This window comes from Rahnella sp. PCH160 (assembly GCF_047784855.1).
GTDB lineage: Bacteria > Pseudomonadota > Gammaproteobacteria > Enterobacterales > Enterobacteriaceae > Rahnella.
This window is the reverse complement of sequence record NZ_JBLOGT010000001.1, coordinates 4,791,425-4,815,422: the sequence shown is the minus strand read 5'-3', so window position 1 is coordinate 4,815,422 and position 23,998 is coordinate 4,791,425. Positions and strand designations below refer to the sequence as shown.

Genomic DNA, 23,998 nt, shown 5'->3' with positions numbered 1-23,998 from the left:
ACTTATCCGGCCTGTTTGCATTGGAATGACGCAGGTATACTGCCGGCCGTTAAAAAGAGATTGAGGTTGAAGTGTCGGACGCACAGTTGGGTAACGGGTTAGCAGAAATGAAAGAGCACGAACACTGGATGCGATATGCCATGAATCTGGCGCTAAAAGCGCAGGATGAGGGCGAAGTGCCGGTGGGTGCAGTGCTGGTTTTAGACAATCAGGTGATTGGCGAAGGCTGGAACCGGTCTATCGGGCATCATGATCCGACCGCCCATGCGGAAATCATGGCGCTGCGACTCGGCGGAAGTGCCGTGCAAAATTACCGTCTGCTGGACGCCACGCTGTACGTCACCCTGGAACCTTGCGTGATGTGCGCAGGGGCGATGATCCACAGCCGAATCCGCCGCGTGGTGTATGGTGCACCGGATGCCAAAACCGGTGCCGCCGGTTCACTGCTGGATATCCTGCGTCATCCGGGGATGAATCATCAGGTGGACATTTTGCCGGACATACTGGCAGAAGAATGTTCAGAGCAGCTGAGCGCGTTCTTTCGTTTACGCCGCAGCCAGAAAAAAGCGCTCCGGCTGGCAGAGCGCGCTGCGCAAGCCGGTGACACGTCAGAATAATAAGCCCGTTCGCCCGTTATAAACGCTACGGCGCCAGGGCTTCTTTTGCATCCACGACCGGATAACCTTGGGCCAGCTGAGCCTGCAACGCCGCTTTCTGCGCCTGTTGCTTCTCTTTTTCCATCAGATACCCGACCAGACTAAGCTGATAGCGGCGGATGTTTTCCACATAGTTGTACGCCTGTGTCCCGCGCGCGTAGCCATACGTGGTGCGGCTGAAGAAGCGTTTCTGGTTCAGCATCGGCAGACGTTGTTTCACATCGGCCCAGCTGTCCGGGTTGCCTTTTTGCTGCGCCGTCAGCTTACGGGCGTCGAGCATATGGCTGTAACCCATGTTATACGCCGCCAGTGCAAACCAGATCTTCTCATCCTCAGGAATAGATTCCGGCATTTTGTCCATCAGGTGCGACAGATACAGCGCCCCCCCGCGGATACTTTGCTCGGCATCGGTCCGGTCATCCACATTCAGGCCATCGGCCGTGGTGCGAGTCAGCATCATCACGCCGCGCACGCCGGTCGGGGATTTTGCCTGCGGATCCCAATGGGACTCCTGATAAGCAATCGCCGCCAGTAGCCGCCAGTCGATTTTCTCCGCGTATTTTTCAAACAACGGCTGCAACACCGGCAGCGTACTGTCGATGGCGTTCAGGAAAGTTCGCGTATCGACATAATCAAAATCGCCGACGTGCCCGAGGAATTTTTCCTCTAGCTTTTCCAGCGTACCGTCTTCGGAAATCTGACTGAAAAAATCCAGCATGGCTGCAGAAAGGCTGTCGTCATCCGGTTCCTTGCGGTAATACCAGGTTACAGGCTCATCTTCCGTGGCATCAAAAGCCACGGCCAGACGTGGATAAACGCGCTGCATCAGGGCGATGGTGACGGAATCTCCCAGCGTGTAATCCAGCTTGCCACTCTCAACTTGTTTCAGCAGGTCACGCGGCGAGAGTTTGTCCGTCGTGGTCCAGGTCAGATTGGGATTTTTTTTAGCGGCGGCTTCCAGCGTCAGGATGTGGGCGCTGCCGGCAGAAACCACCAGCGAACCTTTGACGTCGGCAAAACTTTTCGGGCGTGCGGCTCCCTGCCGGTAAACCAGTTGCTGAGACACGGAATAATATTCCGGTCCGGCCCGGTAGTTTTTCAGGCGCGCATTGTTGTACACCAGCCCGGAAGCCAGCATATCGGTTTTACCGTTGTCCAGATCGTCGAACATCGACTCGATGGTGGTGTGCTGCTTCACGACCAGCTTCACGCCCAGATAATCTGCAAAGCGTTTAGCCAGTTCATAATCGAAGCCGAGGTTACCTTCAGGGGAGTCCATAAAAGTCAGTGGAGAATTGAGCGTGCTTACGCGCAATTCTCCACGGGATTTTATTTGATCCAACTGGTCGCCTTCACCTCTGTGCCACGGGACGGCAGGCCATAAGGCCAGCGCCAGCAACAGGGCGGCAATCCCCATCAGAACGTAATTAATTTTTAGTCGCGTCAAATAGTTATCTCGCTGCGGCGCTCTTGTTTTTTTACGATATGCTGTGCAGTTTCTATGGTTATATCCCCAGTGCTGACGCATTTTGCTCAACAAAACGGCAGTCTGCAACTTTATTCATATTAACCTTAATCTTTACAAGGTTATAAACGAATATTAATATTCCCTGCGCAAACGGTTTCGTATGCCGCCAGCTTTCTTTATAATAGCCCGCGTTTTCCCCCTGTTGCGCCCAATGAAGCACTGTGGTCAGTGTCTTCGAAGACGAGAGATCTGTGATTATGGAAATACTGCGTGGTTCGCCCGCTTTGTCGGCTTTTCGCATTAACAAATTATTATCCCGCTGTCAGGAAGCACGTCTTCCGGTCAATGATATCTACGCCGAATATGTACACTTTGCCGATGTCAGCGCGCCGCTGAATTCGGACGAACAAACCAAGCTGCAACGCCTCCTGAAATACGGTCCTTCTCTCGCTGAACACGCGCCAACAGGTCGGTTACTGCTGGTTACCCCGCGCCCTGGCACCATCTCTCCGTGGTCTTCCAAGGCGACCGACATTGCACACAACTGCGGTTTGTCTCAGGTTCTTCGGCTTGAGCGTGGTCTGGCGTTTTACATTCAGGCCCCGGAACTGACCGAAGCACAATGGGCGCAGCTGGGCGCATTGCTGCATGACCGCATGATGGAAACTGTTTTTGGCAAGCTGGAAGACGCCGCCGCGCTGTTCGCACAGCAACAACCGGCACCGGTTCAGCACGTCGATATTCTCGGCGAAGGCCGCGTCGCGCTGGAAACTGCCAATACCAAACTGGGCCTGGCGCTGGCGCAGGACGAAATTGATTACCTGATGGAAGCCTTTACGTCGTTGGGGCGCAACCCGACTGACATCGAACTGTATATGTTCGCACAGGCAAACTCAGAGCATTGCCGCCATAAAATTTTCAACGCTGACTGGATTATCGACGGCGAAACGCAGCCGAAATCCCTGTTCAAGATGATCAAAAACACCTTCGAACAGACGCCTGATTACGTGCTCTCCGCGTACAAAGATAACGCCGCCGTAATGGAAGGTTCGCAGGTCGGTCGTTTCTACGCCGATGCGAAAGACGGTCTGTACGATTTCCATCAGGAGCAGGCGCACATCCTGATGAAGGTTGAAACCCATAACCACCCGACGGCGATCTCTCCGTGGCCGGGTGCGGCAACAGGGTCCGGCGGCGAAATCCGTGACGAAGGCGCAACCGGTCGCGGTGCAAAACCCAAAGCCGGTCTGGTCGGATTCTCCGTTTCTAACCTGCGTATTCCGGGCTTCGAACAGCCGTGGGAAGAAGATTTCGGTAAGCCGGATCGTATCGTTACCGCGCTGGATATTATGACTGACGGCCCGCTGGGCGGCGCAGCCTTCAACAACGAATTTGGTCGTCCGGCGCTGCTGGGCTACTTCCGTACTTACGAAGAAAACGTCAACAGCCACAACGGCCCCGAGCTGCGCGGTTATCACAAACCGATCATGCTGGCGGGCGGTATCGGCAACATCCGCGCTGATCACGTGCAGAAAGGTGAAATCACCGTTGGCGCTAAACTGATTGTGCTCGGTGGCCCGGCGATGAATATCGGTCTGGGCGGCGGTGCGGCTTCTTCTATGGCCTCCGGCCAGTCTGATGCGGATCTGGATTTTGCTTCCGTACAGCGCGACAACCCGGAAATGGAACGCCGTTGCCAGGAAGTGATCGACCGCTGCTGGCAGCTCGGTGAAGCCAACCCGATTCTGTTTATTCATGACGTCGGCGCAGGCGGTTTATCCAACGCCATGCCGGAACTGGTTAGCGACGGTAACCGTGGTGGCCGCTTCCAGTTGCGCGACATCCTGAACGATGAACCGGGCATGAGCCCGCTGGAAGTCTGGTGTAACGAATCGCAGGAACGCTACGTGATGGCGGTTGCACCGGCTCAGCTCGCGCAGTTCGACGCGATCTGTAAACGTGAGCGCGCGCCTTACGCGGTGATCGGCGAGGCGACTGAAGAAATGCATCTGTCTCTGGAAGACAGCCATTTCGACAACCAGCCGATTGATATGCCGCTGGACGTGCTGCTGGGTAAAACCCCGAAAATGACCCGTGATGTCACCACGCTGAAAGCGAAGGGCGATGATCTCAACGGCGAGAATATTCAGATTGCCGAGGCGGTAAACCGCGTTCTGCATCTGCCGGCTGTGGCGGAGAAAACCTTCCTGATCACCATCGGCGACCGCACCGTGACCGGTATGGTTGCGCGCGATCAGATGGTCGGTCCGTGGCAGATCCCGGTGGCTGACTGCGCGGTCACTACCGCCAGCCTCGACAGCTATCACGGCGAAGCGATGTCTCTGGGCGAACGTGCGCCCATCGCCTTGCTGGACTTCGCGGCTTCCGGCCGCATGGCCGTTGGCGAAGCGCTGACTAACCTGGCTGCGGTGGAAATCGGCAGCCTGAAACGCGTTAAACTTTCTGCTAACTGGATGTCTGCGGCCGGTCACCCGGGCGAAGATGCCGGTTTGTATGCGGCGGTGAAAGCGGTGGGTGAAGAGCTTTGCCCGGCGCTGGGTATCACCATTCCGGTGGGCAAAGACTCCATGTCGATGAAAACCCGCTGGCAGGAAGGCAATGAACAACGCGAGATGACCTCACCGTTGTCTCTGGTGATCACGGCGTTTGCACGCGTCGAAGACGTACGTCATACCGTGACGCCGCAACTGCGCACCGACAAAGGTGACACCGCGCTGCTGCTGGTGGATCTGGGTGCCGGTCACAACGCTCTGGGCGCGACGGCGCTGGCACAGGTTTACCGCCAGTTGGGTAACACCCCTGCGGATGTGCGCAGTGCTGAACAACTCGGTGGCTTCTTCAACGCCATGCAGGCGCTGGTTTCTGAACAGAAACTGCTGGCCTACCATGACCGCTCCGACGGTGGTTTGCTGGTCACGCTGGCTGAAATGGCCTTTGCCGGTCACTGCGGCCTGACGGCGGATATCGCGGCGCTGGGCAATGATTCGCTGGCGGCGCTGTTTAACGAAGAACTGGGTGCAGTGATTCAGGTTCGCGCTTCTGACCGTGAAGCCGTGGAGCGCACGCTGGCGCAGTTTGGTCTGGCAGACTGCACGCATTACCTCGGCACGGTGGAAACCGGTGACCGTTTCATCATCACGCAGGGCGACAAGCCGGTGTACAGCGAAAGCCGTACCACGCTGCGTACCTGGTGGGCAGAAACCACCTGGCAGATGCAACGTCTGCGCGATAACCCGGAATGTGCCGATCAGGAACATCAGGCCAAAACCCACGATCTCGATCCGGGCCTGAACGTGAAACTGAACTTTGCGCCGCACGAAGACGTGGCCGCGCCTTACATTGCGAAAGGTGCGCGTCCGAAAGTGGCCGTGCTGCGTGAGCAGGGCGTGAACTCCCACGTTGAAATGGCGGCGGCTTTCCATCGCGCCGGTTTCGATGCGGTTGATGTCCATATGAGTGATTTGCTGGCCGGTCGCCGTAATTTGCAGGACTTCCACACGCTGGTCGCTTGCGGCGGTTTCTCTTACGGTGACGTGCTGGGCGCGGGCGAAGGCTGGGCGAAGTCTGTTCTGTTCAATGACCGCGTGCGTGAAGAGTTCGCTGAATTCTTCCACCGTCCGCAAACCCTGGCGCTGGGCGTGTGTAACGGCTGTCAGATGATGTCGAACCTGAAAGAGCTGATTCCTGGCGCAGAACACTGGCCGCGCTTTGTGCGTAACCTGTCTGACCGCTTCGAAGCGCGTTTCAGCCTGGTTGAAGTCACCGCCAGTCCGTCGATGTTCATGCAGGGCATGGCCGGTTCACGTATGCCAATCGCGGTTTCCCACGGCGAAGGCCATGTGGAAGTGCGTGATGCTGCGCATCTGGCACAGATCGAACACAGCAATCTGGTGGCGCTGCGTTTCGTCGACAACAACGGTCAGGTGACAGAAAACTATCCGGCAAACCCGAACGGTTCACCGAACGGCATCACCGCTGTCACCAACCTCTCAGGCCGCGTCACTGTGATGATGCCGCACCCTGAGCGCGTATTCCGTACTGTCAGCAACTCATGGCATCCGGAAGAGTGGGGCGAGGACAGCCCGTGGATGCGCATGTTCCGTAACGCACGTAAACAGCTGGGCTAATCGTTAAATAGCCTCAGTAATAAAAATCCGCAGCGCGAAAGCCTGCGGATTTTTTTATGTCTTTGATAAGCCGTAGCGGACGTAATATTTGGCCAGAAGCGGAATGTGTAAATTAATGTTTCAATTTGGAGTTGTCGTGATATCGCTAACTGACTGTTTTATCGTGTGTAAATAAAAATAATCCGAAGAGTTTATGTGTGCTAATTTTATGATTAAGTATTTATATATGATTTACGTTATATGATCGCCCTGTCAAATCAACAGGGCGATCATGCCAATGAAAATTACCCGGATAGTCAATATTCGTGCTGTATTCTATTTTTCTATTTTCACGTTAAGTTTATTCAATACAACTTATGCTCACGCAGAGGACAGCGTTATTGTCCCACAATCCCAGGTTTCCACGGAAAATAATGACAATGACAGTTTATGGTCTTCTTTTAAAAGTAATATCGCTGAAACCTGGAATGAACCACAACAACAAGATCTCTTTATTCCGGTATTAACCCGCCATAACCGTCACACGCACAGTAAAAAACAAATCGACGGATATAATGAACATCCGTGGGGAGGAGGTTACGGTGTTTCACGTTATGACGATAAAGGAAACTGGCACGCACTTTATGCTATGGCGTTTAAAGATTCCTTTAATCATTGGGAACCCGTTGCCGGATACGGATATGAAAAAATCTGGCAGCCTTTCAGTGATAAAGAATTTCGCCTGGGTGCCGGGTATATCGCAGCTGTCTCTGCGCGGGATAATTATGATTACGTGCCTTTCCCTCTGGTCCTGCCACTGGTCTCAGCCGGATACTCGCGTGTAACCTTCCAGGCCACCTATGTTCCGGGTACGAATACCAAGGGGAATGTCTTGTTTGGCTGGTTCCGTTTTCAGTTTTAATAGACTTTCTTTACTTAATAAATACCTTTGTTAAATTAAAAACCTTCAAAAGGATTACAGATTATTCTGATAATTAAAGTTTTAATTCCCTAACTTTCAGAGGATTAAGCTCTTTTACGGTTTTTGTTACAACCCTGTTTAACTTATTTTCTTATGCTTTGATTATGATATCGCTTCGATATGGAGTGAAGTTAAACATGATAAATAAGAAAAATCTCAGGGATGTTAGTTTATTAGCTTTTACGATTTTTAGCCCGTACCTGTGGGCCAACAACAGTGGAATATATCCGGTTAGCGATCCGGATACCGTTCACTACAAATCGCTGGCAGCCAATGTCTGGTCAGACTTCAAAGACAAGGTATCCACCACCTGGAATGATTCCGATTCGCAGGACTTGTATCTGCCAGTCATTACCTGGCATAACCGTCTGACTTACGATAAAGAGAAAACCGACAGATATAACGAGCGCCCGTGGGGCGGCGGTTATGGTATTTCCCGTTATGATGACAAAGGGAACTGGAACGGCATTTATTTTATGGCGTTTAAAGACTCGCATAATAAATGGGAGCCTATCGGCGGTTATGGCTGGGAGAAAATATGGACGCCCGCAGAAGATAAGAATTTTCGCTTAGGGTTAGGTTATACCGCTGCCGTGACGGCGCGTGATGACTATAAATATATTCCTATTCCGATAGTTTTACCGCTGGCTTCCATCGGCTATAACAAGCTGACTTTCCAGGCCACCTATATTCCGGGAACTTACAACAACGGGAATGTATTCTTTGCCTGGTTGCGATATCAGTTCTGATGTGCTGGATTGTTACATTTTGTGACAATCAGGCCGGGGTTGTGAGCACGATCTCCCTCTTTTCCTGAATATTCACCTATGCTGAAAATTCACCGCAATTATCAATCTGTTGAACACAGAAAGAGGGCGGTGCTTTTCTTTTTCAGGGAATATTCATAAAGAGGACCACTCGTGAAAACAATACCATCGCGTTATCTCGCCTTAACCGCACTCGCCTGCTTGCTGCCACTCTCCTTGCCCGCCGCTCAGGCTGCACAATCCGATAACCTGGAACTGCAACAGGTGCTGGTTCTCAGCCGCCACGGTATCCGTGCGCCACTGGTGAATTATGGCGATGTGCTGGCCGAATCCACCACGCATACGTGGCCGGTCTGGAAAACTGAAGGGGGATTACTGACGCCAAAAGGCGGGCAGATCTCCGAACATATGGGGCATTACCTCCGCGCATGGCTGGCGAAAGACAAACTCCTGCCTGATGCGGGATGCCCGCAAGCACAGCAGGTTTTCGCCTATGCCAACAGCCTGCCGCGTACAATTGACACCGCGAAACACATCACCACCGGCGCATTTCCCGGCTGTGATGTTCCGGTCATCAACCGTGTTGAAGTCGGTAAAATGGATCCGGTGTTTAACCCGATCATTACCGCTGAAGTGAACGACAGCTTTAAAACCAGTGCGCTGAATTCCATCAGTCAGCACGCGGGCGAGGGCGGCCTGCCGGGCCTGAACCAGCGGCTGAAGCCAAACTACGCGTTGCTCGAAAATATTCTCGATTACAAGAACAGCAAAATCTGCAAAGAGAAACAGCAATGCGATCTGGCGTCTCAGCCTTCGGACGTTGTGCTGACGCAGGGTAAAGAGCCGGGCATTACCGGGCCGCTGCGTATGGCAACCGGCGCGGCGGATGCGTTCATGCTGCAGTATTACGAAGGTTTCCCGATGAAAGATGTGGCATGGGGAAAAATCAGCACCGACGATCAGTGGACGAAACTGGAAGCCATTAAAAATCTGTATCACGAAACGCTTTTTGGCTCTCCGGCGATTGCTGCGAATGCGGCGAAGCCTTTGCTGACGTTTATCTCCGGCGCGCTTGATCCGAAACAGGCCTCGACGGCGGATGAGAAAGCCGCACAACAGGCAAAGCTGGCCCTGCTGGTCGGGCACGATTCGAATATCGCCTCTCTGCTTGCCGCACTGAAAACGCAGGATTACACGCTGCCGGGGCAATTTGAACGGACGCCAATCAGTGGCACGGTGGTTTTCCAGCGCTGGCATGACAAGAAGGCGGATAAAGATCTGATGAAGATTGAATATGTATATCCGACGGCGCATCAGATCCGCAACAACGTGGCTCTGAGCCTGAAAAATCCTCCTGAGCGTGTCACGCTGCAAATCGAAGGCTGTAAAGTGGATAAACAGGGCTTCTGCCCGATGGATCAGTTCACGCAGGCCGTACAGAAAGATTTGCAGGGCTGAACCGGCCTTAGCCGCTAACTGGCAATAGATAGTGTTTTAAGTTAGTTAGCGGCAGCAAACTGTCACCCGATAATGTGCCGAAGTTTCCTTACTCCGGCACATTATGGCGTCCTCTGCTTTCTATCTCAGCCCGCAGCAACGGGGCGAAATTAACGTGCGTTCCCGGAGCCTTGTGTGGCGGCTGGAAATACCGACGTGGTGCCTGATTTTCGCCATTTACGGTGGCTGGTTTTCCGTGGTGTTCTTCTGGAACAGCCTCGGTCCGTGGCTCGGCACGCCTTTACTCGTCTGGTTTACCGCCTGGTATATGTCGTTGCAGCACGAACTTATTCACGGCCATCCCACACGTAAAGCCTGGCTGAACCAGCTTCTTGGCTCCTTGCCGCTGGCGGTCTGGTATCCCTACGGGCTTTACCGCGACACGCATTTGCAGCATCACAAAAATGAACATCTGACGATCCCCGGTGACGATCCCGAAGCCTATTATTTCAGCCGCAGAAGTTGGGAAAACCTGACGCCCGCGATGATGGCTGTGGTTCGTCTGCGTAATACCTTACCTGGCCGGATGATACTCGGCCCGCTGCTGGATACTTTCAGCACGCTGACCGGTGCGCTGATGGCCGTTTTTCGCCGCGAATGGCGTACCATCGCGATGTGGCTGATTCACGGGGTTTTACTGGCGGCTTTGCTGTTCTGGATGGCGCGACAGGGGCTGCCTCCGGCTTATTTTGTACTGGCAATCAGCTATCCGGCCCTGAGCCTGACGAAAGTGCGCTCATTCTATGAACATCGCGCTGAGTACGCCCCCGAAGCGCGGTCCACACTCAATGAAGCCGGATTTGTCTGGCGACTGCTGTTTCTCAATCTCAACTATCATCTGGTGCATCACGATCTGCCGGGCGTGCCGTGGTTTGCGCTGAGGCGTGTCTATCTCGCCGACCACGACGCGTATATCCGGCGCAGCGAAGGATTTGTGGTGAAAGGCTACCGGGAATGGTTTCGTCAACATACGCGTTCACCTGTGGCGGTGGAAATGCATCCGTTTGCTGCGGGGGAACCGGCGGCAGAAAACGGCCACAGCGACTATGATTATCAGCAGGACACCCCCTGACGGAGTTGCCAGATCATGCTGATGTCTTTACCGATGTACGCCATTTCCCCGCTGGACGTGGAAATTTTCACGGTGGACTTGCTGGGCAAACTCAAACGGCAGGGGATGACGCCGCTGCCGGTTTCACTGAGCTGGCCGACGGATTTGCTGGCGCACTGGCAGAATAAAGAGTTGTTGCTGAGCCAGACCTGCGGATTCCCGCTGGTGGAAAGCCTGCCGCAGGTGCAACTGGTGGGCACATTCAGTTACCGCGCACCCGGTTGTGATGGTTTCCGCTACCGCAGCTTTTTGCTGGCGCGTAAAGAACACAGTGGCCTGCATCTGACCAGCTTTCGCCACCGAAGACTGGCTTTCAACAGTACCGATTCCCAGTCGGGTTACAACAGCCTGCGCGCGCTGGTTGCGCCGCTGGCCGAAAACGGAAAATTCTTCTCTGAAGCGCTGGCGACCGGCAGCCATCTCGAATCACTTCTGTATGTGCAGCAGCATAAAGCCGATATTGCGGCGATTGACTGTGTGACCTTAGAACTTCTGCGCCGGGTTACGCCTGAACGGATCAGCGGGCTGGTGGTCGTGGGGCAAACCGCCGCCGTACCGGGGCTTCCGCTGATCACCTCGGCGCAGACTTCTCCCGAACATCTGGCGATGTTGCGCCAGGCATTGCATGAAATTTCCTGCGAACCGGTGAGTAAACCGCTGCTGATTGAATCGTTTACCGAGGTTCCGCGACCGGCGTATGACGTGATCCGGCAGATGAAAAGGATTGCAGAAGAGTTTGGCGTGCGTGAGCTGATGCCGGAAAGCGTCAGCTAAAAAAACCGGACATCATCGTCCGGTTATGCGGGGTATGTTCAGCCGATAATCAGTGCGTCTCTATCGGGAAATCTTCGTTCACATCGCCCCATTCGGCCCATGAACCGTCGTACAACAGCACGTCTTTGACGCCCAGCGCGTCGAGGCCGAAAGCCAGCGCCGCCGCCGTTACGCCGGATCCGCAACTGGTGATCACCGGCTTATTCAGATCAACGCCCAACCGCTCAAACGTCACTTTCAGTTCCTGCGGCGACTTCATGTGACCTTCTTTCGTCAGCTCGGTAAATGGCACGCTCAGGCTCTGCGGAATATGCCCGCCGTGCAGCCCCGGACGCGGCTCCGGCGCTTCGGCGTTGAAACGCGCTTTTGAGCGTGCATCGATAATCTGCACCTTGCCGATGGCGTCTTTCACCTGTTGTGCGCTGACGACAACCGGGCGAACCAGTCTGGCGTTAAAGGTGGACGGCACGCGGGTCTGTTCGCCGCTCTGCGTCGGTTTACCTTGCGCAACCCAGGCATTCAGGCCGCCATCAAGCACGCGCACGCATTTGGCGCCAAAGCTGGTCAGCATCCACCAGACACGCGGTGCGGAGAACAAATCCCCTTCATCGTACAGCACGAGGGTTTGCGTATCGGCCACGCCAAGGCGGCTCATCGATGCGGAGAATTCTTCCTCTGTCGGCATCATGTGCGGCAGGCCAGTCGTGCAGTCGGAAATGCTGTCGACTTCGACATAAATGGCGCCGGGAATGTGCGCCTCAAGATATTTGCCATGAAAATCAATCGGCGGAGTAATGCCCGGTTTGGATTTACGGCAATCGATAATGACCACGTCCGGTGAATTCAGATTCTTCGCCAGCCAGTCGGTAGAAACGGTGTGGGTAGAGAAAGTCATGTTCTGTTGCCTTATCTTTTTTGTGGAGCCAGCCTCAGAGATCGCCGGGGATCAGAGAATACACCCAGGCGTCGCGCGGCTGACCATGATAATAAAGCCGGTTGCGGTGCAAACCTTCGGACGTCGCGCCCGCTTTTTCAGCGACACGACGGCTGCGGTCGTTGCCTTCCATCGCGACGATTTCCAGCCGGGTCAGTTCGAGTTCTTCAAATGCGAAGCGCGCTGTGGCTCTGACTGCCAGCGTGGCCAGACCCTGACCGGTATACCCGGTGCGGATCCAGTAGCCGAGATTAGAAAACTTATAATCCTGATTGATCCGGTTGATCCCTACGCTGCCAATCAGATGGCCGGTCGCGCGTTCAAACAGACAAAAATTGAATTCTGTGCCGCGATGACGCTTGTGCTCGCTGTCGGTCAGGTATTTCCGGCTGTCTTCCAGCGAATATTTGTCCGTACACCAGGATTCCCACTCGCCAATCTCTGCTACAGAAGCCTGAACCGCCGCAAAGTGCGTGATCGCTTCCAGTTCGGTGGCGATACGGATTTCAATCTTTTCGTCCTGATAAATCTGGCGTGTCATCATCTGCGTTGTCCTGCGTGCCGGAAATCATCTATGAAACCAATCAAATCAGCCTCACATATCCGGCTGCTGGATGTCAATTGGTGTTAAGGCCGAATAAATGAGAAAAAACAGCAGGCTGTCAGTGCGCGAAATTTAGCTTTCCGGCACCAGCATCACCAGTTTGCAATCGGCGTAGCCCGCCGGGAAAAACGTCTGCTGGCGGTAACCTGTTTCACCGCTGAGCGGATGATTAAAGCGCCGCTCGCCGCCTTCGCGCGCCAGCACTTCCTGTTGCGTCCACCACTGATTGAATTCGGCACTTTGCCCGCGCAGGCTGATCACCTTCTGGCGAACGGCGTCGGAATGCGCGTAATGACTGGTTTCCGCACGAAATTCTGCCACTACCCGTTTCGCGCGTTCTGTCCAGTCGGGCACCAGTTGGCGGGCGAGCGGATGCAGAAACATAAAATTCAGCAGATTGGGTTGCTCATCCGTTCCCAGCCAGCCGCTGAATAACGCGCCAGCGGGCGGATTCCATGCCAGCACATTCCAGCAACTGTCGAGCAGATAGCCGGGGCCGGCGATCTGATTGACGCAATTCTTCAGGCTGTCATCCGGCGCGCCGGACAGCGGTACGGCGAGCGGATCTTTCACCGACGCCAGACTGAACAAATATTCGCGGGCGGCGGGTTCCATTTGCAGGGATTTTGCCAGACTGTCGAGCGTGGCGGCAGAAATCGATACATCGCGCCCCTGTTCAATCCAGGTATACCAGGTGGCGCTGATCCCGCTGATTTGCGCCAATTCCTCGCGCCGCAGCCCGCTGGTTCTGCGCCGAGCGGAACCGGGAAGTCCCACCATTTCCGGTGTGACGCGTTCGCGATGCGTGCGTAAAAAAGCGCCCAAGGCTCCGGGGCCGCTGAGCGACTCTGCGTTATCAATCATTTTCTCTCTCAGGCTGGAAGTAACTGATACCAGTATAAATGGTCATATTGTACCCGTATAGAACAATGCCTATAGTGATTTTGAGGTCATCTGAAACCGGCGTTTCCCCCAAAATAATAAGGCAAACAGGAGCAATGAAAATGACAAAAAACACCCACAGTCAGGCGGTCGATAAACAGTTTAGTTCGCAGGCGCAAAATTATCTGACCAGCGCCGTTCACTCGCAGGGCGCTGATTTACAACGTCTGGCCGTTTTACTGGCACCCTATCCCGATGCGCAGGTCATTGATCTGGGTTGCGGCGCAGGCCACGCGAGTTTTGTTGCGGCGCATGCCGTAAAAAATGTGATTGCCTATGATTTGTCGGCGCAGATGCTGGACGTGGTGGCGCAAGCCGCGAAAGATAAGCAACTGGAAAATATCAGCGTGCAGCAGGGCGTGGCAGAATCGCTGCCATTCGCCAGCGCCAGTGCGGATATCATCATCAGCCGTTATTCCGCGCACCACTGGCACGATGTCGGGCAGGCGCTGCGTGAAGTGGCGCGAGTACTGAAACCGGGCGGCAAATTCATCATGATGGACGTGGTGTCACCGGGGCATCCTTTGCTGGATATTTATCTGCAAACGGTGGAGGTTTTGCGCGACACCTCGCATGTCCGCAACTATTCTCCGGGTGAATGGCTGGAGATGGCATCCGGTGCAGGGCTGATTGCCAGTGAAGTTACCACCGACCGGCTGCCGCTGGAATTCACCAGCTGGATTGCCCGTATGCGCACGCCAGAGCATTTCGCTGTCGCTATCCGCGAAATGCAAAAAGTGATGTCAGACGACGTTGTCCGCCACTTTGAGATCCAGCCGGACGGTACGTTTACCAGCGACATCATGATGCTGGTAGCTTCCAGAGGTTAATCTGCTTTTTTAACTACAACGCCCTTCATGCCGGAGGGCGTTTTATATTTTAAGCAAAAATATATTATTTTTAATTATGGATAAAGATTTAATTTCGCTGTGAAGTTATAACTCACGCGGGTGAACATGTTTTGAAGTCATGAATAAAAACGTCTTCTTATTTTATCAAATAACTTTTTATTCATTAAATAGGCAGTGAGTTTTCCGGATGAAACTCGTAGAATCCGACCTGATTTTATTCATGGTCTTATTCATCACAAGGAAGTATTCATGGGCATTATTTCTAAAGTATTTACATTATTAAAAAGTGTTGTCTCCGACGTTGATCATCATATTGAAGATACGCAGGGCATTCGTTTACTTGAACAGCACATTCGTGAGGCGCGCAGCGAGCTGGAAAGAACGGCGGACTCCCGCGTTGGGATCGTCGCGAAAGTACGTCTGGGAGAAAACAAACTCGAGGAACTGAAAGAACGTCAGCAAAAACTTGAAGAGAATGCTTTGCAGCTGATGGCAAAGCAGGAGGAGGGGGCGCTGTTAAATGATGTTGCCGCTGAAATTGCCCGCCTTGAAACGCAAATACTGCAACAACAGCAAATACTCGACAGCTTCAGGCAAGTTCAGATTTCCATTGAGGATGCTGCGACCACGGCGCAAACGCGTATTGAGCAATTCGAACAACAACTTCAACTGGTAAAAGCCACCGATGCCACTCAGCGCGTTCAGCAGGCGGTAAGTTCCTCGAGCCGCAGCATCACCGGTTCTGTCTCGAGTGCCGCCGATACCCTGCAACGCATTAAATCCCATCAGGAAGAAAAACAGGCTGAATTTACCGCCCGCGAAGAACTGCGTAAAGCTGCCAGCGGAGAAGCGCTGGAAGAGCGATTGAAAAATGCCGGGATCGGCGAGCAGGCGTCCAGCGCTGAATCCGTTCTTGCCCGTTTACGCCAGAAACAACAGTAAACCGGGGGAATCATGTCATTTTTTGATGCAATAAAATCGTGTTTTCAGGCGAAGGACAGGACACCTCATCGGCCAAAAGGCCCTTTGGGATTGGGCATTTCTGCGGCTTTCCAGCTTAATACGCTCGAATACCGCCTTATCGAAAACCAGTTACTGAATCCGGTTTCAGAAAGCCAGTTTGTTATTGAAGCTGCCGGCACAATTGATTTAGGAGCCGGATGTAATCTCTGGCGTTATTACACGTCCGGCGATGAGTTTTTACAAATCAATACCACGGGTGGAATGGCCGAAGAAAATATCGAAGATATTAAATTATTTATTTATGAAAGCAGTGATGGAATAACGTCACGCAAGGCGTGGGAAAAAAGCATTTCGGCGGGCGAAATAGGTCAGCATAAAATTAACTATCGCGATAAAAAATTTTACCGTGCATTTAATGAAAATGAGAAAGGTAATATTCCTGCCATTTATTTTCTTGAACAGGTGACGAACAGTAAGGGCGAAACCTGGCCGTTGCATAATTTTTCCATGCTGTATCAGCGGGAAGTCGCGCAGGAGACGTTTGAATATTTGCTGATCAATGGCGAAGAGACATTTGATGAAAATCAGCAGCCGGAATGGCTGATTTCTTATGCGTTGGGTGTTGACGTATTGGTCAGTCAGTTGCATATCATTTCTTAAAAAAACAGGAAAATCAAAAGAATGGAATCATTTAAGCTTTTACTTTCGTTTTCGACTTACTTTTTTACAGGCATTGTCATGCTCATGGCATTCCTGATTATTTACAGCCGCATCACGCCTTATAACGAATGGTGCCTGATTAAGGCCAATAATGAGGCCGCCGCGATTGGTTTTTCCGGCGCGAGTATCGGTTATGTCACGCCGCTGGCCAGCGCAGCGATTAACTCTGTCGGCCTGGCTGATTACATCATCTGGGGCGGCGTGGCGCTGGTTGCTCAGCTTATTATCTTCTTCGCGGTGTTTCTGGCGATCCCCCATCTGGGCCAGCGCATTGAAAATAATGAAAAAGCGGCGGGGATATTTCTGTGTGCGGCCTCGATATGCGGCGGCATTCTGAATGCCGCGTGCATGAGTTATTAAGGAGCAATAATGAAAGGGAAATACAAAAAAAGGCGTAAAGCAGAATCACCCTATGTCATGCCTGCGCGCCCGACTCTGCGGGTGCCGGTGAAAAAAAGTTCCGGCTGCCTGACATTGCTGATTATGGGGGGCGTCACGCTGGCGGCCATTCATGGCTGTGACAGCGATTCCAGCAACATAGAAACCAACGAAACGATCTACAAAGACGTCGCCGAATGCACTGCCGATGGTGTTACTGCCGCTGATTGCCAGACGGCATATGACAACGCTCAGCACAAACTGGCGGCGGAAATGACACCTTACAGCTCGGTTGATACCTGTCAAAAGGCTTATGGCCTTGGCAATTGCCGATATGACCTGGATACAAATCAGTTCATGCCCGCGTTGGCCGGTTTCATGATTGCTAAGGCGATTAACCACCGCAGTGAGTTTACGTCGTCATTGGGTGGTGGAGGCTACTATTCCCGCCCTTATTACCGCTCTTACGGCGGGGACAGTTTCCGCACGCCGGGGACTGCGGATAATTACTACCGGAGCAGGGGCAGCCATTATACGTCCACCCATGCCTCGACGGTTTCCCGTGGGGGGTACGGGCATTCATCCAGCGGCCGTGGCAGTTGGGGAGGCTAATTTATGTTACGACTTCCAATGACTGTGCGCCCGGATCTGGACGCCATTGCCAAACATTATGGTTTCAGTTTTCACATCATAGATGATGAAATTTACTGGGATGAAAGCCGGGCATACCGTTTCACGCTGAAACAAATTGAGGAAGGCATTGAACAGCCGACCGAAGAATTGCATGAAATGTGTCTCGATCTGGTCGATCGCGCGGTACGCAGTGAATCCATGATGAAGGCGCTGGCTATCCCGCCTTTATACTGGGACGCCATTGCACAAAGCTGGTTTGACCGTGACCCTTCACTTTACGGGCGCATGGATTTTTCATGGGACGGATGCGGCCCGGTTAAATTGCTGGAATACAACGCTGATACGCCGACTTCCCTCTATGAATCTGCCTTCTTTCAATGGCAATGGCTGGAAGATGCCCGCCGTCTGGGGACAATCCCGCGTGATGCCGACCAGTTCAATTCGATACAGGAAAAACTGATTGCGCGTTTTGGACAGTTGCAAACCGCAGATCCGTTCTATTTTTGTTGTAATCAGGATTCGGGAGAAGATCGGGGAACGGTGCTTTATCTTGAGGATTGCGCCCGTCAGGCCGGGCTGGACACGCGTTTTCTGTTTGTCGAGGAACTGGGGCTGGGCACCGGCGGCGTGCTCACGGATCTTCAGGACCGTGTGATTCATCAGCTTTTTAAGCTGTATCCGCTGGAATGGATGATGCGTGATGATTACGGCCCGCTGTTATCTGCCCGCCGGGAACGTTGGGTCGAACCGTTGTGGAAAGCGGTGCTCAGCAACAAAGGGATTTTACCTTTCTTATGGCAGGCGCACCGTGGCCATCCGAATCTTTTGCCCGCGTATTTCGCCAGTGATTTGGCCCAGGCGAGGGGGAACATCGCAGAGGACATGGGTGATCAGTTTAAAGGACTGGTGAGGAAGCCGCTGTTCTCACGTGAGGGCGCGAACGTCACGATCTACGGCATTCAGTCCGACGATCAGATTATCGATCAGGAAGAGGGGATGTACGGCGATGAGCCAGTGGTCTATCAGGCATTTTCAGCGCTTCCGCGTTTTGGTGACAGTTTCACCATGCTCGGAAGCTGGATTGTCGGAGATGAAGCTGCAGGCATTGGCATTCGTGAAGATATCTCGTTAATCACCAAAGACACCTCGCGTTTCATTCCGCACTTTATTTCCTGACGTCATTTCCTGACGTCATTTCCTGACGTCATTTCCTGACATCATTTCCTGACAGCAGAAGAACCAAAGCCCCTGTCTGCGCCGTATTGAGGCAGGGGCTTTATGCTTATTTCTTCCCGAAGACCTTCTTCCCAAGCATTACCAGCGCCAGAACGGCGGCACCGACGATAAGGCCGACCGCTAAATCTGTTGCGCCTGTAATCAGCGTGTTGACCCAGCTTTCGTGGCCGTGCGTCAGGGGTTCAATCAGGCTGTGCATGAAAGGCAAACCGTGGCTGATAATACTGCCACCCACCAGGAACATCGCGATTGTGCCTACGACAGAAAGTGTTTTCATCAGCAGCGGGGCGGCATTCACGATGCCGCGACCAAACGCGCGCACGGCATTCATCACGCCGCTTTCGCCTGACAGTTTGCTGAGATACAAACCGGCATCGTCAATTTTGACAATCGCACCGACCAGCCCGTAAACGCCGACGGTCATGGCGACGGCAATCAGCACCATCACGGTGACCTGATTGAGGAACGGCGCAGATGACACGATGCCCAGCGAGATAACGATGATTTCAGCAGAAAGAATGAAATCGGTACGCACAGCACCTTTGACTTTTTCCTTCTCCAGTTTTTTGGCGTCAGCCTCATCTTTTACTTGCGGCGCATCCGGTTTCTCTTCGTGATGATCGCCGGGCATCAGTTTGTGCGCGACTTTCTCGAAGCCTTCGTAACATAAGTACGCACCGCCAATCATCAGCAGCGGGGTAATCGCCCAGGGAATGAACGCGCTGATCAGCAGTGCCAGTGGCACCAAAATGGCTTTATTGATCATCGAACCTTTGGCGACGGCCCACACGATAGGCAATTCCCGGTCGGCTTTAACACCGGAAACTTGTTGCGCGTTCAGCGCCAGATCGTCTCCCAACACACTGGCTGTTTTTTTGGCTGCAACCTTACTCATTGCCGCCACATCATCAAGAATCGATGCAATATCATCGATTAAGGCCAGAAGGCTACCACCCGCCATACACACTCCCGAATACCCTGTCATCACTCCATGCGGTCGATGCAGGGTTTTTGTTGTTAAAATCAGTCTCCGCACTCGCGGGAACCCAATTTCTGCTGGCGTGACAAATGCAGGTGGTCACAGCAACAGAAAATTCATGAAAAATAATCATATCAGTGATTGCACTCTCTCGTCGATTTGTGCGAATGTTGTGCGGGTTATAAATAACTTTGAAAACTCTCCATACTTTCTCCATGAAATATCTTTATTTTCCGGCCGCTTATCCGCTGTGAAATGTTTACTTTCATTCCCTCCTTATTTTTACCACAATGGTTAAACTTCTTTACATTGCATTACGTGCCCTTTCATTGCTTCGCCGATAATTAATTCAACGGATGACTTCCGCTCCATTAATTAACGAAACTAACGAAAGAAAGGTGCGTATCATGAAAATCTTACCTATGTTCACTGCTGCTGTAATTACCGTCGCTTCATTCTCAGCCCTTGCCGCGACGCCGATCTCTGAAACGCAGGCGCAAAGCGGTAACTATCAGTCACTGGGTATGGTTTCAGTAAGTGCGTCAAGTACCGTCCCCGGCACCATGCGTGATCAACTGGATCAGATCGCCAGCGATAAAGGCGCGACCCATTATCGCGTAGTGGGTGCAGGTACTCCCGGTGATTCCAGCCTGACCCGCGCTAACGTCGAGTTGTATAAATAATTTTCAAATTATTTAGTAATAACGTAAATTGTTTATTAAGACGTTATTATATCAATAAGTATGAGAAGGCCAGTGTCACCTGACATTGGCCTTTTTATTATTTATACCACTCCCGTTATTTACAGCGTACTTTGAGAATCCTCCCATGTGTTTTCTTTGAGATAAATCTTTCTGATAATAATTCCCCTGATTAATCATTTCTTAAGAATTTTTTGGTGTAATCGCGGTCTACTTCCTCAGGAGGAGTTAAAATGTTGAATGCCGCAAGAACGACAATCAAGAACACCGGTCTTTCGATTCAGAACCAATTTTTCTATCTGCAGAATTTTATTACCTCTCCACGGACGATGGGGACGCTAATGCCGTCCTCCCCGTGGCTGTGCCATGCGATGCTGAACCAGATAGACTGGACCACGTCGCAGGACATCGCAGAGCTTGGCGCGGCTGACGGCGTGCTGACCCGCCGGATCCTCAGCCGGATGCGTGCGGATGCGAAGCTTGAGGCGTTTGAAATCCAGCCCGCGTTTGTCCGTAAGCTTAATCAGATGGAAGATCGCCGTTTGCAGGTGATGGCGCATTCTGCCGAGCACATGCGTACGGATTACGATGCGGTGTTTTCCTGCCTGCCGCTGCTGTCGATGCCGGTACGGACCAGCATGAAGATTTTGCAAAAAACGCAGCAGCAGCTGAAAAGTAAAGACGGTGTGCTGGTGTTGTTTCAGTACAGCCAAATGTCTGAGAAATTACTGTCGCGCTATTTCACCTGGAAAAAAATCCGTGTTGTGAAGAATTTCCCACCGGCCATCGTGTATATCTGTAAACCCAGGTGATACAGTCACTTAGGTATTGTTGCTTTCTATGCGGCATGCAGGGCATTGCGCTACAAGGATTTTTCAGTATGATGCCCTGATGGCGTAAATAAAACGCTACAGAAGCTTCACCGGCAGGTGACAAAAATCTGCCAGTGAGGCTTTTTTGTTGTACTATCTTGCGAGTACAGCGCGGAACCAGTACATCAAACCACTTATTGCGACAAAGACTTCATATTGATGATGATTTTCATCAGGTGAGATACGGGACTTTCGGGGAATAAAGGATAGCGGTAATGACACAACCCATTTTCATGGTAGGCGCGCGTGGCGCGGGTAAAACGACAGTGGGCAGTGCGCTTGCAAAGGCGCTGGGCTATAAATTTGTCGATACCGATCAGCACCTGTTGCGCACCTCAGGCCTCAGCGTGGCGGATATTGTCGACCGTGAAGGTTGGGAGGGATTCCGTCGCCGTGAAACCGAAGCACTGAAAGCCGTTTGCTCACCGCTGACCGTAGTCGCGACCGGCGGTGGTGCGGTGCTTGCGCAGGAAAATCGTGATTTTATGCGCGATGCCGGGACTGTTATTTATCTGCGTTCACCGGCGTCGACGCTGGCAAACCGTCTGGAAGATGCCCCGCAGGAAGATCAGCGGCCGACGCTGACCGGCAGGCCGATTACCGAAGAAATGATGCAGGTGCTGAACGAACGCGAAGCCTTGTATCAGGAAGCCGCTCACCATGTAGTGGATGGCACGCAGGATCCTGCGCAGGTGGTGAATTCCATTACGGACGTTCTGGCGTTGTCGATGGCGCGTTAAACGCTACCTGTTGTAAAACGTCACCATGGCGGGCCTCTGAGGCCCGTTTTTTTTGCCTTAAATCCGGCCGTAAAGTGTCAACAAAACGTGCCATTTCTCGTGGTGATGACCACATTTGTCTATGTATTGTGCGTATGTATGACCGGGCGTAAACTAATAACTCAGGTGATTACTTAGACGCAGCGCCGTGACGCTGAAAACCCACAACGGACCCGATGATGAAACCCCTGATGTCTTTCTTCAACCAGCACAGTAAGGCTATGCCCGCAATCTGGTCGATCACAATCATTCTGATCGAAGCTTCCATCGCGCTGTATATTTTGCGTAATCTTTAATCAAGATAATCTGCTGAGTTTTACATCGTTCACTTCATAAATACTCGGCACTCATTCCGTTCTCCTCCCCATTTCGTTGTTTTAGGAATTTCTTTAAGCATATTCATTTATCAGTCATTTTCTGGCGGTTAAATAAACGTCTTGACGCTGACACGTATCAGCTTTAGGTTTTATTTAATTTAACAGGAACCCTGTTCCATATAGCGGAACGCCCTCCTTTATGACGACTTTAGAAAATGCGGCTGCAGTGCTGAAGCTATTTTCAACCCAGGGGATCCGACAGGGACATCCAGGCTTGTCATTCAGCGACGTGGTCGAAAAATTAAAATTACCGAAAAGTACGGTTTCACGTTTACTGATGACGATGGAAACGCAAGGGCTTCTGGAACGCGATCTGGACAGCCGTTTATACCGGATCGGTAAATTATTACTGGCGGTCTCCAGTCATTATTTATCCGCACCGCTGGTGGATTCCGTTTCACCGTATATGACGCAACTGAGCCAACTGACGCAATGCACCGGGTATGTTTCGATGCTTGATGGGCGGGACATTATGGTTATGCGGATGTTCCCCGGCAGAACCTATCTGCAGGTGGTGACGCCCGCCGGGAGCCTGCTGCCCGCGCATGAGACGGCCATTGGCCGTGCGATTCTGGCACGGTTCAGTGACGAAGACGTGGTAAAGCGTTTTAACGGGGAATACCAGGTGAACTCCGTCAATTCCCCCACCAATATGGATCTTCTTTTAGCCAGGCTGGCAGAAGTCCGGCAGACAGGATTATCGTTTGCCAATAATGAAACGCTTCAGGGCATAAGTTCTTTAGCGACCAGCATTTTTAATAAACATCGAAATGAAACAGCAGGACTTTGTTTGTCTTTTCCTTCTCCTGAAAAGGGGAGAAACATTCCGGAAGGCATAAAGGAAGGACTGATTGCCGTGACCCGGCAAATAGCCGAAAAATTGGGTGATGAGTACTGGCAATGATTTTTTATTGCAATGACCAGTAACGGACCCGGATTATTTTTTATTCATTTTTTTTACGCCAACACCAGGGCCGTTATCTGGCCAGCATTAAACACTGACTGTTCCGATGATGAACAGCGTTCGTGACCGTTTTAGCTCGTGCGCCTGAGCGCCGGTCACGAAGTTTTAAGAGGTTTTTTTGATGAGTTTGCAACAGACATTCACGGTGTTTGAACTGAGGGACAGCCACCCACAATGGCATTGTGCGACGCTAAAATCAAATCAGTGACGCCGCTTTGCGGGCGGTGTCGTCTGTTGCAGATAAAGCGGTAATAATCAGTGACAGAACGAGGTTTCTGCCCCTAATATGGAGGCTCTGAAAATTATCGCAAAGGGCCAATCTATGTTGAAAAATAATGAGTATTTTGACGGGAAAGTGAAGTCGATTGGTTTTGACAGCGACAGCACGGGTTCAGCCAGCGTTGGCGTGATGGCCATTGGTGAATACACTTTCGGCACCGCTAAGCCGGAAGAAATGACAGTGATCAGCGGCTCGCTGAAAGTGTTGATCCCGGGGTCTCCGGACTGGCAGGTCTTTAAGCCAGGCGAAACCTTCTACATTCCGGGTAAAAGTGAATTCAATTTGCAGGTCGGCGAAACCACGTCGTATCTCTGTAAATACTTGACGAAGTAAATCATTCAGACACAGCACAAACAGAAAAGGCGCCAATGAGCGCCTTTTCTTATTTCATAACTCCGTATAC

Annotated in this window: 23 protein-coding genes; 18 read left to right on the top strand and 5 right to left on the bottom strand. The window is 52.2% G+C overall.

Features of this window, described 5'->3' with window-relative positions:
• Positions 1 to 107 precede the first annotated feature (107 nt).
• Positions 108 to 617: a tRNA adenosine(34) deaminase TadA gene (gene tadA / locus ACM5QY_RS22525; RefSeq protein ID WP_416122756.1), complete on the top strand. Its 510-nt coding sequence runs from the start codon at positions 108 to 110 to the stop codon at positions 615 to 617.
• A gap of 25 nt (positions 618 to 642) precedes the next feature.
• On the opposite strand, the gene mltF is transcribed toward tadA, so the two are convergent.
• A complete protein-coding gene (mltF, locus tag ACM5QY_RS22520; RefSeq protein ID WP_416122755.1) occupies positions 643 to 2,103 on the bottom strand; it encodes a membrane-bound lytic murein transglycosylase MltF in 1,461 nt (486 codons plus the stop codon).
• A 275-nt stretch (positions 2,104 to 2,378) separates the two neighbouring features.
• Between mltF and purL the strand changes: the two genes are divergently transcribed.
• The 6 genes from purL (at position 2,379) to ACM5QY_RS22490 (ending at position 11,382) form a co-directional block, all read left to right on the top strand.
• Complete coding sequence (gene purL / locus ACM5QY_RS22515; RefSeq protein ID WP_416122963.1) at positions 2,379 to 6,272, top strand: phosphoribosylformylglycinamidine synthase; 3,894 nt, start codon at positions 2,379 to 2,381, stop codon at positions 6,270 to 6,272.
• Positions 6,273 to 6,549: 277 nt separating this feature from the next.
• On the top strand, positions 6,550 to 7,173 hold the full coding sequence (gene pagP / locus ACM5QY_RS22510) for a lipid IV(A) palmitoyltransferase PagP (protein WP_416122962.1): 624 nt from the start codon (positions 6,550 to 6,552) through the stop codon (positions 7,171 to 7,173).
• A 197-nt stretch (positions 7,174 to 7,370) separates the two neighbouring features.
• The gene (gene pagP, locus ACM5QY_RS22505; RefSeq protein WP_416122754.1) at positions 7,371 to 7,982 is read left to right on the top strand and encodes a lipid IV(A) palmitoyltransferase PagP; all 612 of its coding nucleotides are present in this window, start codon (positions 7,371 to 7,373) and stop codon (positions 7,980 to 7,982) included.
• A 171-nt stretch (positions 7,983 to 8,153) separates the two neighbouring features.
• Positions 8,154 to 9,458 carry a bifunctional glucose-1-phosphatase/inositol phosphatase gene (agp, locus tag ACM5QY_RS22500; RefSeq protein WP_416122753.1) on the top strand — a complete coding sequence of 435 codons (1,305 nt, stop codon included), beginning with the start codon at positions 8,154 to 8,156 and terminating at the stop codon, positions 9,456 to 9,458.
• A gap of 103 nt (positions 9,459 to 9,561) precedes the next feature.
• Positions 9,562 to 10,569, top strand: a complete 1,008-nt coding sequence (locus tag ACM5QY_RS22495) for a fatty acid desaturase (RefSeq protein WP_416122752.1) — start codon at positions 9,562 to 9,564, stop codon at positions 10,567 to 10,569.
• A 15-nt stretch (positions 10,570 to 10,584) separates the two neighbouring features.
• Complete coding sequence (locus ACM5QY_RS22490) at positions 10,585 to 11,382, top strand: phosphate/phosphite/phosphonate ABC transporter substrate-binding protein (RefSeq protein ID WP_416122751.1); 798 nt, start codon at positions 10,585 to 10,587, stop codon at positions 11,380 to 11,382.
• A 49-nt stretch (positions 11,383 to 11,431) separates the two neighbouring features.
• Here ACM5QY_RS22490 and sseA read toward each other — a convergent pair whose 3' ends face one another.
• The 3 genes from sseA to ACM5QY_RS22475 form a co-directional block, all read right to left on the bottom strand.
• Positions 11,432 to 12,277 carry a 3-mercaptopyruvate sulfurtransferase gene (gene sseA, locus ACM5QY_RS22485; RefSeq protein ID WP_416122750.1) on the bottom strand — a complete coding sequence of 282 codons (846 nt, stop codon included), beginning with the start codon at positions 12,275 to 12,277 and terminating at the stop codon, positions 11,432 to 11,434.
• A gap of 34 nt (positions 12,278 to 12,311) precedes the next feature.
• Positions 12,312 to 12,860: a GNAT family N-acetyltransferase gene (locus ACM5QY_RS22480; RefSeq protein ID WP_416122749.1), complete on the bottom strand. Its 549-nt coding sequence runs from the start codon at positions 12,858 to 12,860 to the stop codon at positions 12,312 to 12,314.
• Positions 12,861 to 12,992: 132 nt separating this feature from the next.
• On the bottom strand, positions 12,993 to 13,784 hold the full coding sequence (locus ACM5QY_RS22475; protein WP_416122748.1) for a helix-turn-helix transcriptional regulator: 792 nt from the start codon (positions 13,782 to 13,784) through the stop codon (positions 12,993 to 12,995).
• A 140-nt stretch (positions 13,785 to 13,924) separates the two neighbouring features.
• Here ACM5QY_RS22475 and ACM5QY_RS22470 point away from each other — a divergent pair, with 140 nt between their 5' ends.
• The 6 genes from ACM5QY_RS22470 to ACM5QY_RS22445 all read left to right on the top strand — a co-directional run bounded on the left by ACM5QY_RS22470 (position 13,925) and on the right by ACM5QY_RS22445 (position 18,583).
• Entirely contained in the window at positions 13,925 to 14,692 is a 768-nt protein-coding gene (locus tag ACM5QY_RS22470) for a class I SAM-dependent methyltransferase (protein ID WP_416122747.1), read from the top strand.
• A 270-nt stretch (positions 14,693 to 14,962) separates the two neighbouring features.
• Positions 14,963 to 15,655 (top strand): PspA/IM30 family protein, encoded by a 693-nt coding sequence (locus ACM5QY_RS22465; protein ID WP_416122746.1) that lies wholly within the window; start codon positions 14,963 to 14,965, stop codon positions 15,653 to 15,655.
• 12 nt (positions 15,656 to 15,667) lie between these two features.
• Positions 15,668 to 16,336: a DUF2491 family protein gene (locus tag ACM5QY_RS22460; RefSeq protein ID WP_416122745.1), complete on the top strand. Its 669-nt coding sequence runs from the start codon at positions 15,668 to 15,670 to the stop codon at positions 16,334 to 16,336.
• A 21-nt stretch (positions 16,337 to 16,357) separates the two neighbouring features.
• A complete protein-coding gene (locus tag ACM5QY_RS22455) occupies positions 16,358 to 16,756 on the top strand; it encodes a DUF350 domain-containing protein (protein ID WP_416122744.1) in 399 nt (132 codons plus the stop codon).
• A gap of 9 nt (positions 16,757 to 16,765) precedes the next feature.
• Positions 16,766 to 17,386 carry a DUF1190 domain-containing protein gene (locus ACM5QY_RS22450; protein WP_416122743.1) on the top strand — a complete coding sequence of 207 codons (621 nt, stop codon included), beginning with the start codon at positions 16,766 to 16,768 and terminating at the stop codon, positions 17,384 to 17,386.
• A gap of 3 nt (positions 17,387 to 17,389) precedes the next feature.
• Positions 17,390 to 18,583 (top strand): glutathionylspermidine synthase family protein, encoded by a 1,194-nt coding sequence (locus ACM5QY_RS22445; protein WP_416122742.1) that lies wholly within the window; start codon positions 17,390 to 17,392, stop codon positions 18,581 to 18,583.
• Positions 18,584 to 18,689: 106 nt separating this feature from the next.
• Here ACM5QY_RS22445 and ACM5QY_RS22440 read toward each other — a convergent pair whose 3' ends face one another.
• Entirely contained in the window at positions 18,690 to 19,604 is a 915-nt protein-coding gene (locus ACM5QY_RS22440; RefSeq protein WP_416122741.1) for a DUF808 domain-containing protein, read from the bottom strand.
• A gap of 425 nt (positions 19,605 to 20,029) precedes the next feature.
• Between ACM5QY_RS22440 and ACM5QY_RS22435 the strand changes: the two genes are divergently transcribed.
• The 5 genes from ACM5QY_RS22435 (at position 20,030) to ppnP (ending at position 23,928) form a co-directional block, all read left to right on the top strand.
• A complete protein-coding gene (locus ACM5QY_RS22435; protein ID WP_416122740.1) occupies positions 20,030 to 20,305 on the top strand; it encodes a YdgH/BhsA/McbA family protein in 276 nt (91 codons plus the stop codon).
• Between the two features lie 251 nt (positions 20,306 to 20,556).
• Positions 20,557 to 21,135, top strand: a complete 579-nt coding sequence (locus ACM5QY_RS22430; protein ID WP_416122739.1) for a class I SAM-dependent methyltransferase — start codon at positions 20,557 to 20,559, stop codon at positions 21,133 to 21,135.
• 275 nt (positions 21,136 to 21,410) lie between these two features.
• A complete protein-coding gene (gene aroL / locus ACM5QY_RS22425) occupies positions 21,411 to 21,935 on the top strand; it encodes a shikimate kinase AroL (RefSeq protein ID WP_416122738.1) in 525 nt (174 codons plus the stop codon).
• Between the two features lie 555 nt (positions 21,936 to 22,490).
• Positions 22,491 to 23,255: an IclR family transcriptional regulator gene (locus tag ACM5QY_RS22420; RefSeq protein WP_416122737.1), complete on the top strand. Its 765-nt coding sequence runs from the start codon at positions 22,491 to 22,493 to the stop codon at positions 23,253 to 23,255.
• Positions 23,256 to 23,637: 382 nt separating this feature from the next.
• Positions 23,638 to 23,928 (top strand): pyrimidine/purine nucleoside phosphorylase, encoded by a 291-nt coding sequence (gene ppnP / locus ACM5QY_RS22415; protein ID WP_416122736.1) that lies wholly within the window; start codon positions 23,638 to 23,640, stop codon positions 23,926 to 23,928.
• The last annotated feature ends 70 nt before the right edge of the window (positions 23,929 to 23,998 follow it).

Coding starts and splice junctions, on each gene's coding strand:
- tadA (WP_416122756.1), top strand. CDS start 108: ATGAAAGAGCACGAACACTGGATGCGATATGCCATGAATCTGGCGCTA.
- pagP (WP_416122962.1), top strand. CDS start 6,550: ATGAAAATTACCCGGATAGTCAATATTCGTGCTGTATTCTATTTTTCT.
- pagP (WP_416122754.1), top strand. CDS start 7,371: ATGATAAATAAGAAAAATCTCAGGGATGTTAGTTTATTAGCTTTTACG.
- ACM5QY_RS22495 (WP_416122752.1), top strand. CDS start 9,562: ATGGCGTCCTCTGCTTTCTATCTCAGCCCGCAGCAACGGGGCGAAATT.
- ACM5QY_RS22490 (WP_416122751.1), top strand. CDS start 10,585: ATGCTGATGTCTTTACCGATGTACGCCATTTCCCCGCTGGACGTGGAA.
- sseA (WP_416122750.1), bottom strand. CDS start 12,277: ATGACTTTCTCTACCCACACCGTTTCTACCGACTGGCTGGCGAAGAAT.
- ACM5QY_RS22480 (WP_416122749.1), bottom strand. CDS start 12,860: ATGATGACACGCCAGATTTATCAGGACGAAAAGATTGAAATCCGTATC.
- ACM5QY_RS22475 (WP_416122748.1), bottom strand. CDS start 13,784: ATGATTGATAACGCAGAGTCGCTCAGCGGCCCCGGAGCCTTGGGCGCT.
- ACM5QY_RS22470 (WP_416122747.1), top strand. CDS start 13,925: ATGACAAAAAACACCCACAGTCAGGCGGTCGATAAACAGTTTAGTTCG.
- ACM5QY_RS22465 (WP_416122746.1), top strand. CDS start 14,963: ATGGGCATTATTTCTAAAGTATTTACATTATTAAAAAGTGTTGTCTCC.
- ACM5QY_RS22460 (WP_416122745.1), top strand. CDS start 15,668: ATGTCATTTTTTGATGCAATAAAATCGTGTTTTCAGGCGAAGGACAGG.
- ACM5QY_RS22455 (WP_416122744.1), top strand. CDS start 16,358: ATGGAATCATTTAAGCTTTTACTTTCGTTTTCGACTTACTTTTTTACA.
- ACM5QY_RS22450 (WP_416122743.1), top strand. CDS start 16,766: ATGAAAGGGAAATACAAAAAAAGGCGTAAAGCAGAATCACCCTATGTC.
- ACM5QY_RS22445 (WP_416122742.1), top strand. CDS start 17,390: ATGTTACGACTTCCAATGACTGTGCGCCCGGATCTGGACGCCATTGCC.
- ACM5QY_RS22440 (WP_416122741.1), bottom strand. CDS start 19,604: ATGGCGGGTGGTAGCCTTCTGGCCTTAATCGATGATATTGCATCGATT.
- ACM5QY_RS22435 (WP_416122740.1), top strand. CDS start 20,030: ATGAAAATCTTACCTATGTTCACTGCTGCTGTAATTACCGTCGCTTCA.
- ACM5QY_RS22430 (WP_416122739.1), top strand. CDS start 20,557: ATGTTGAATGCCGCAAGAACGACAATCAAGAACACCGGTCTTTCGATT.
- aroL (WP_416122738.1), top strand. CDS start 21,411: ATGACACAACCCATTTTCATGGTAGGCGCGCGTGGCGCGGGTAAAACG.
- ACM5QY_RS22420 (WP_416122737.1), top strand. CDS start 22,491: ATGACGACTTTAGAAAATGCGGCTGCAGTGCTGAAGCTATTTTCAACC.
- ppnP (WP_416122736.1), top strand. CDS start 23,638: ATGTTGAAAAATAATGAGTATTTTGACGGGAAAGTGAAGTCGATTGGT.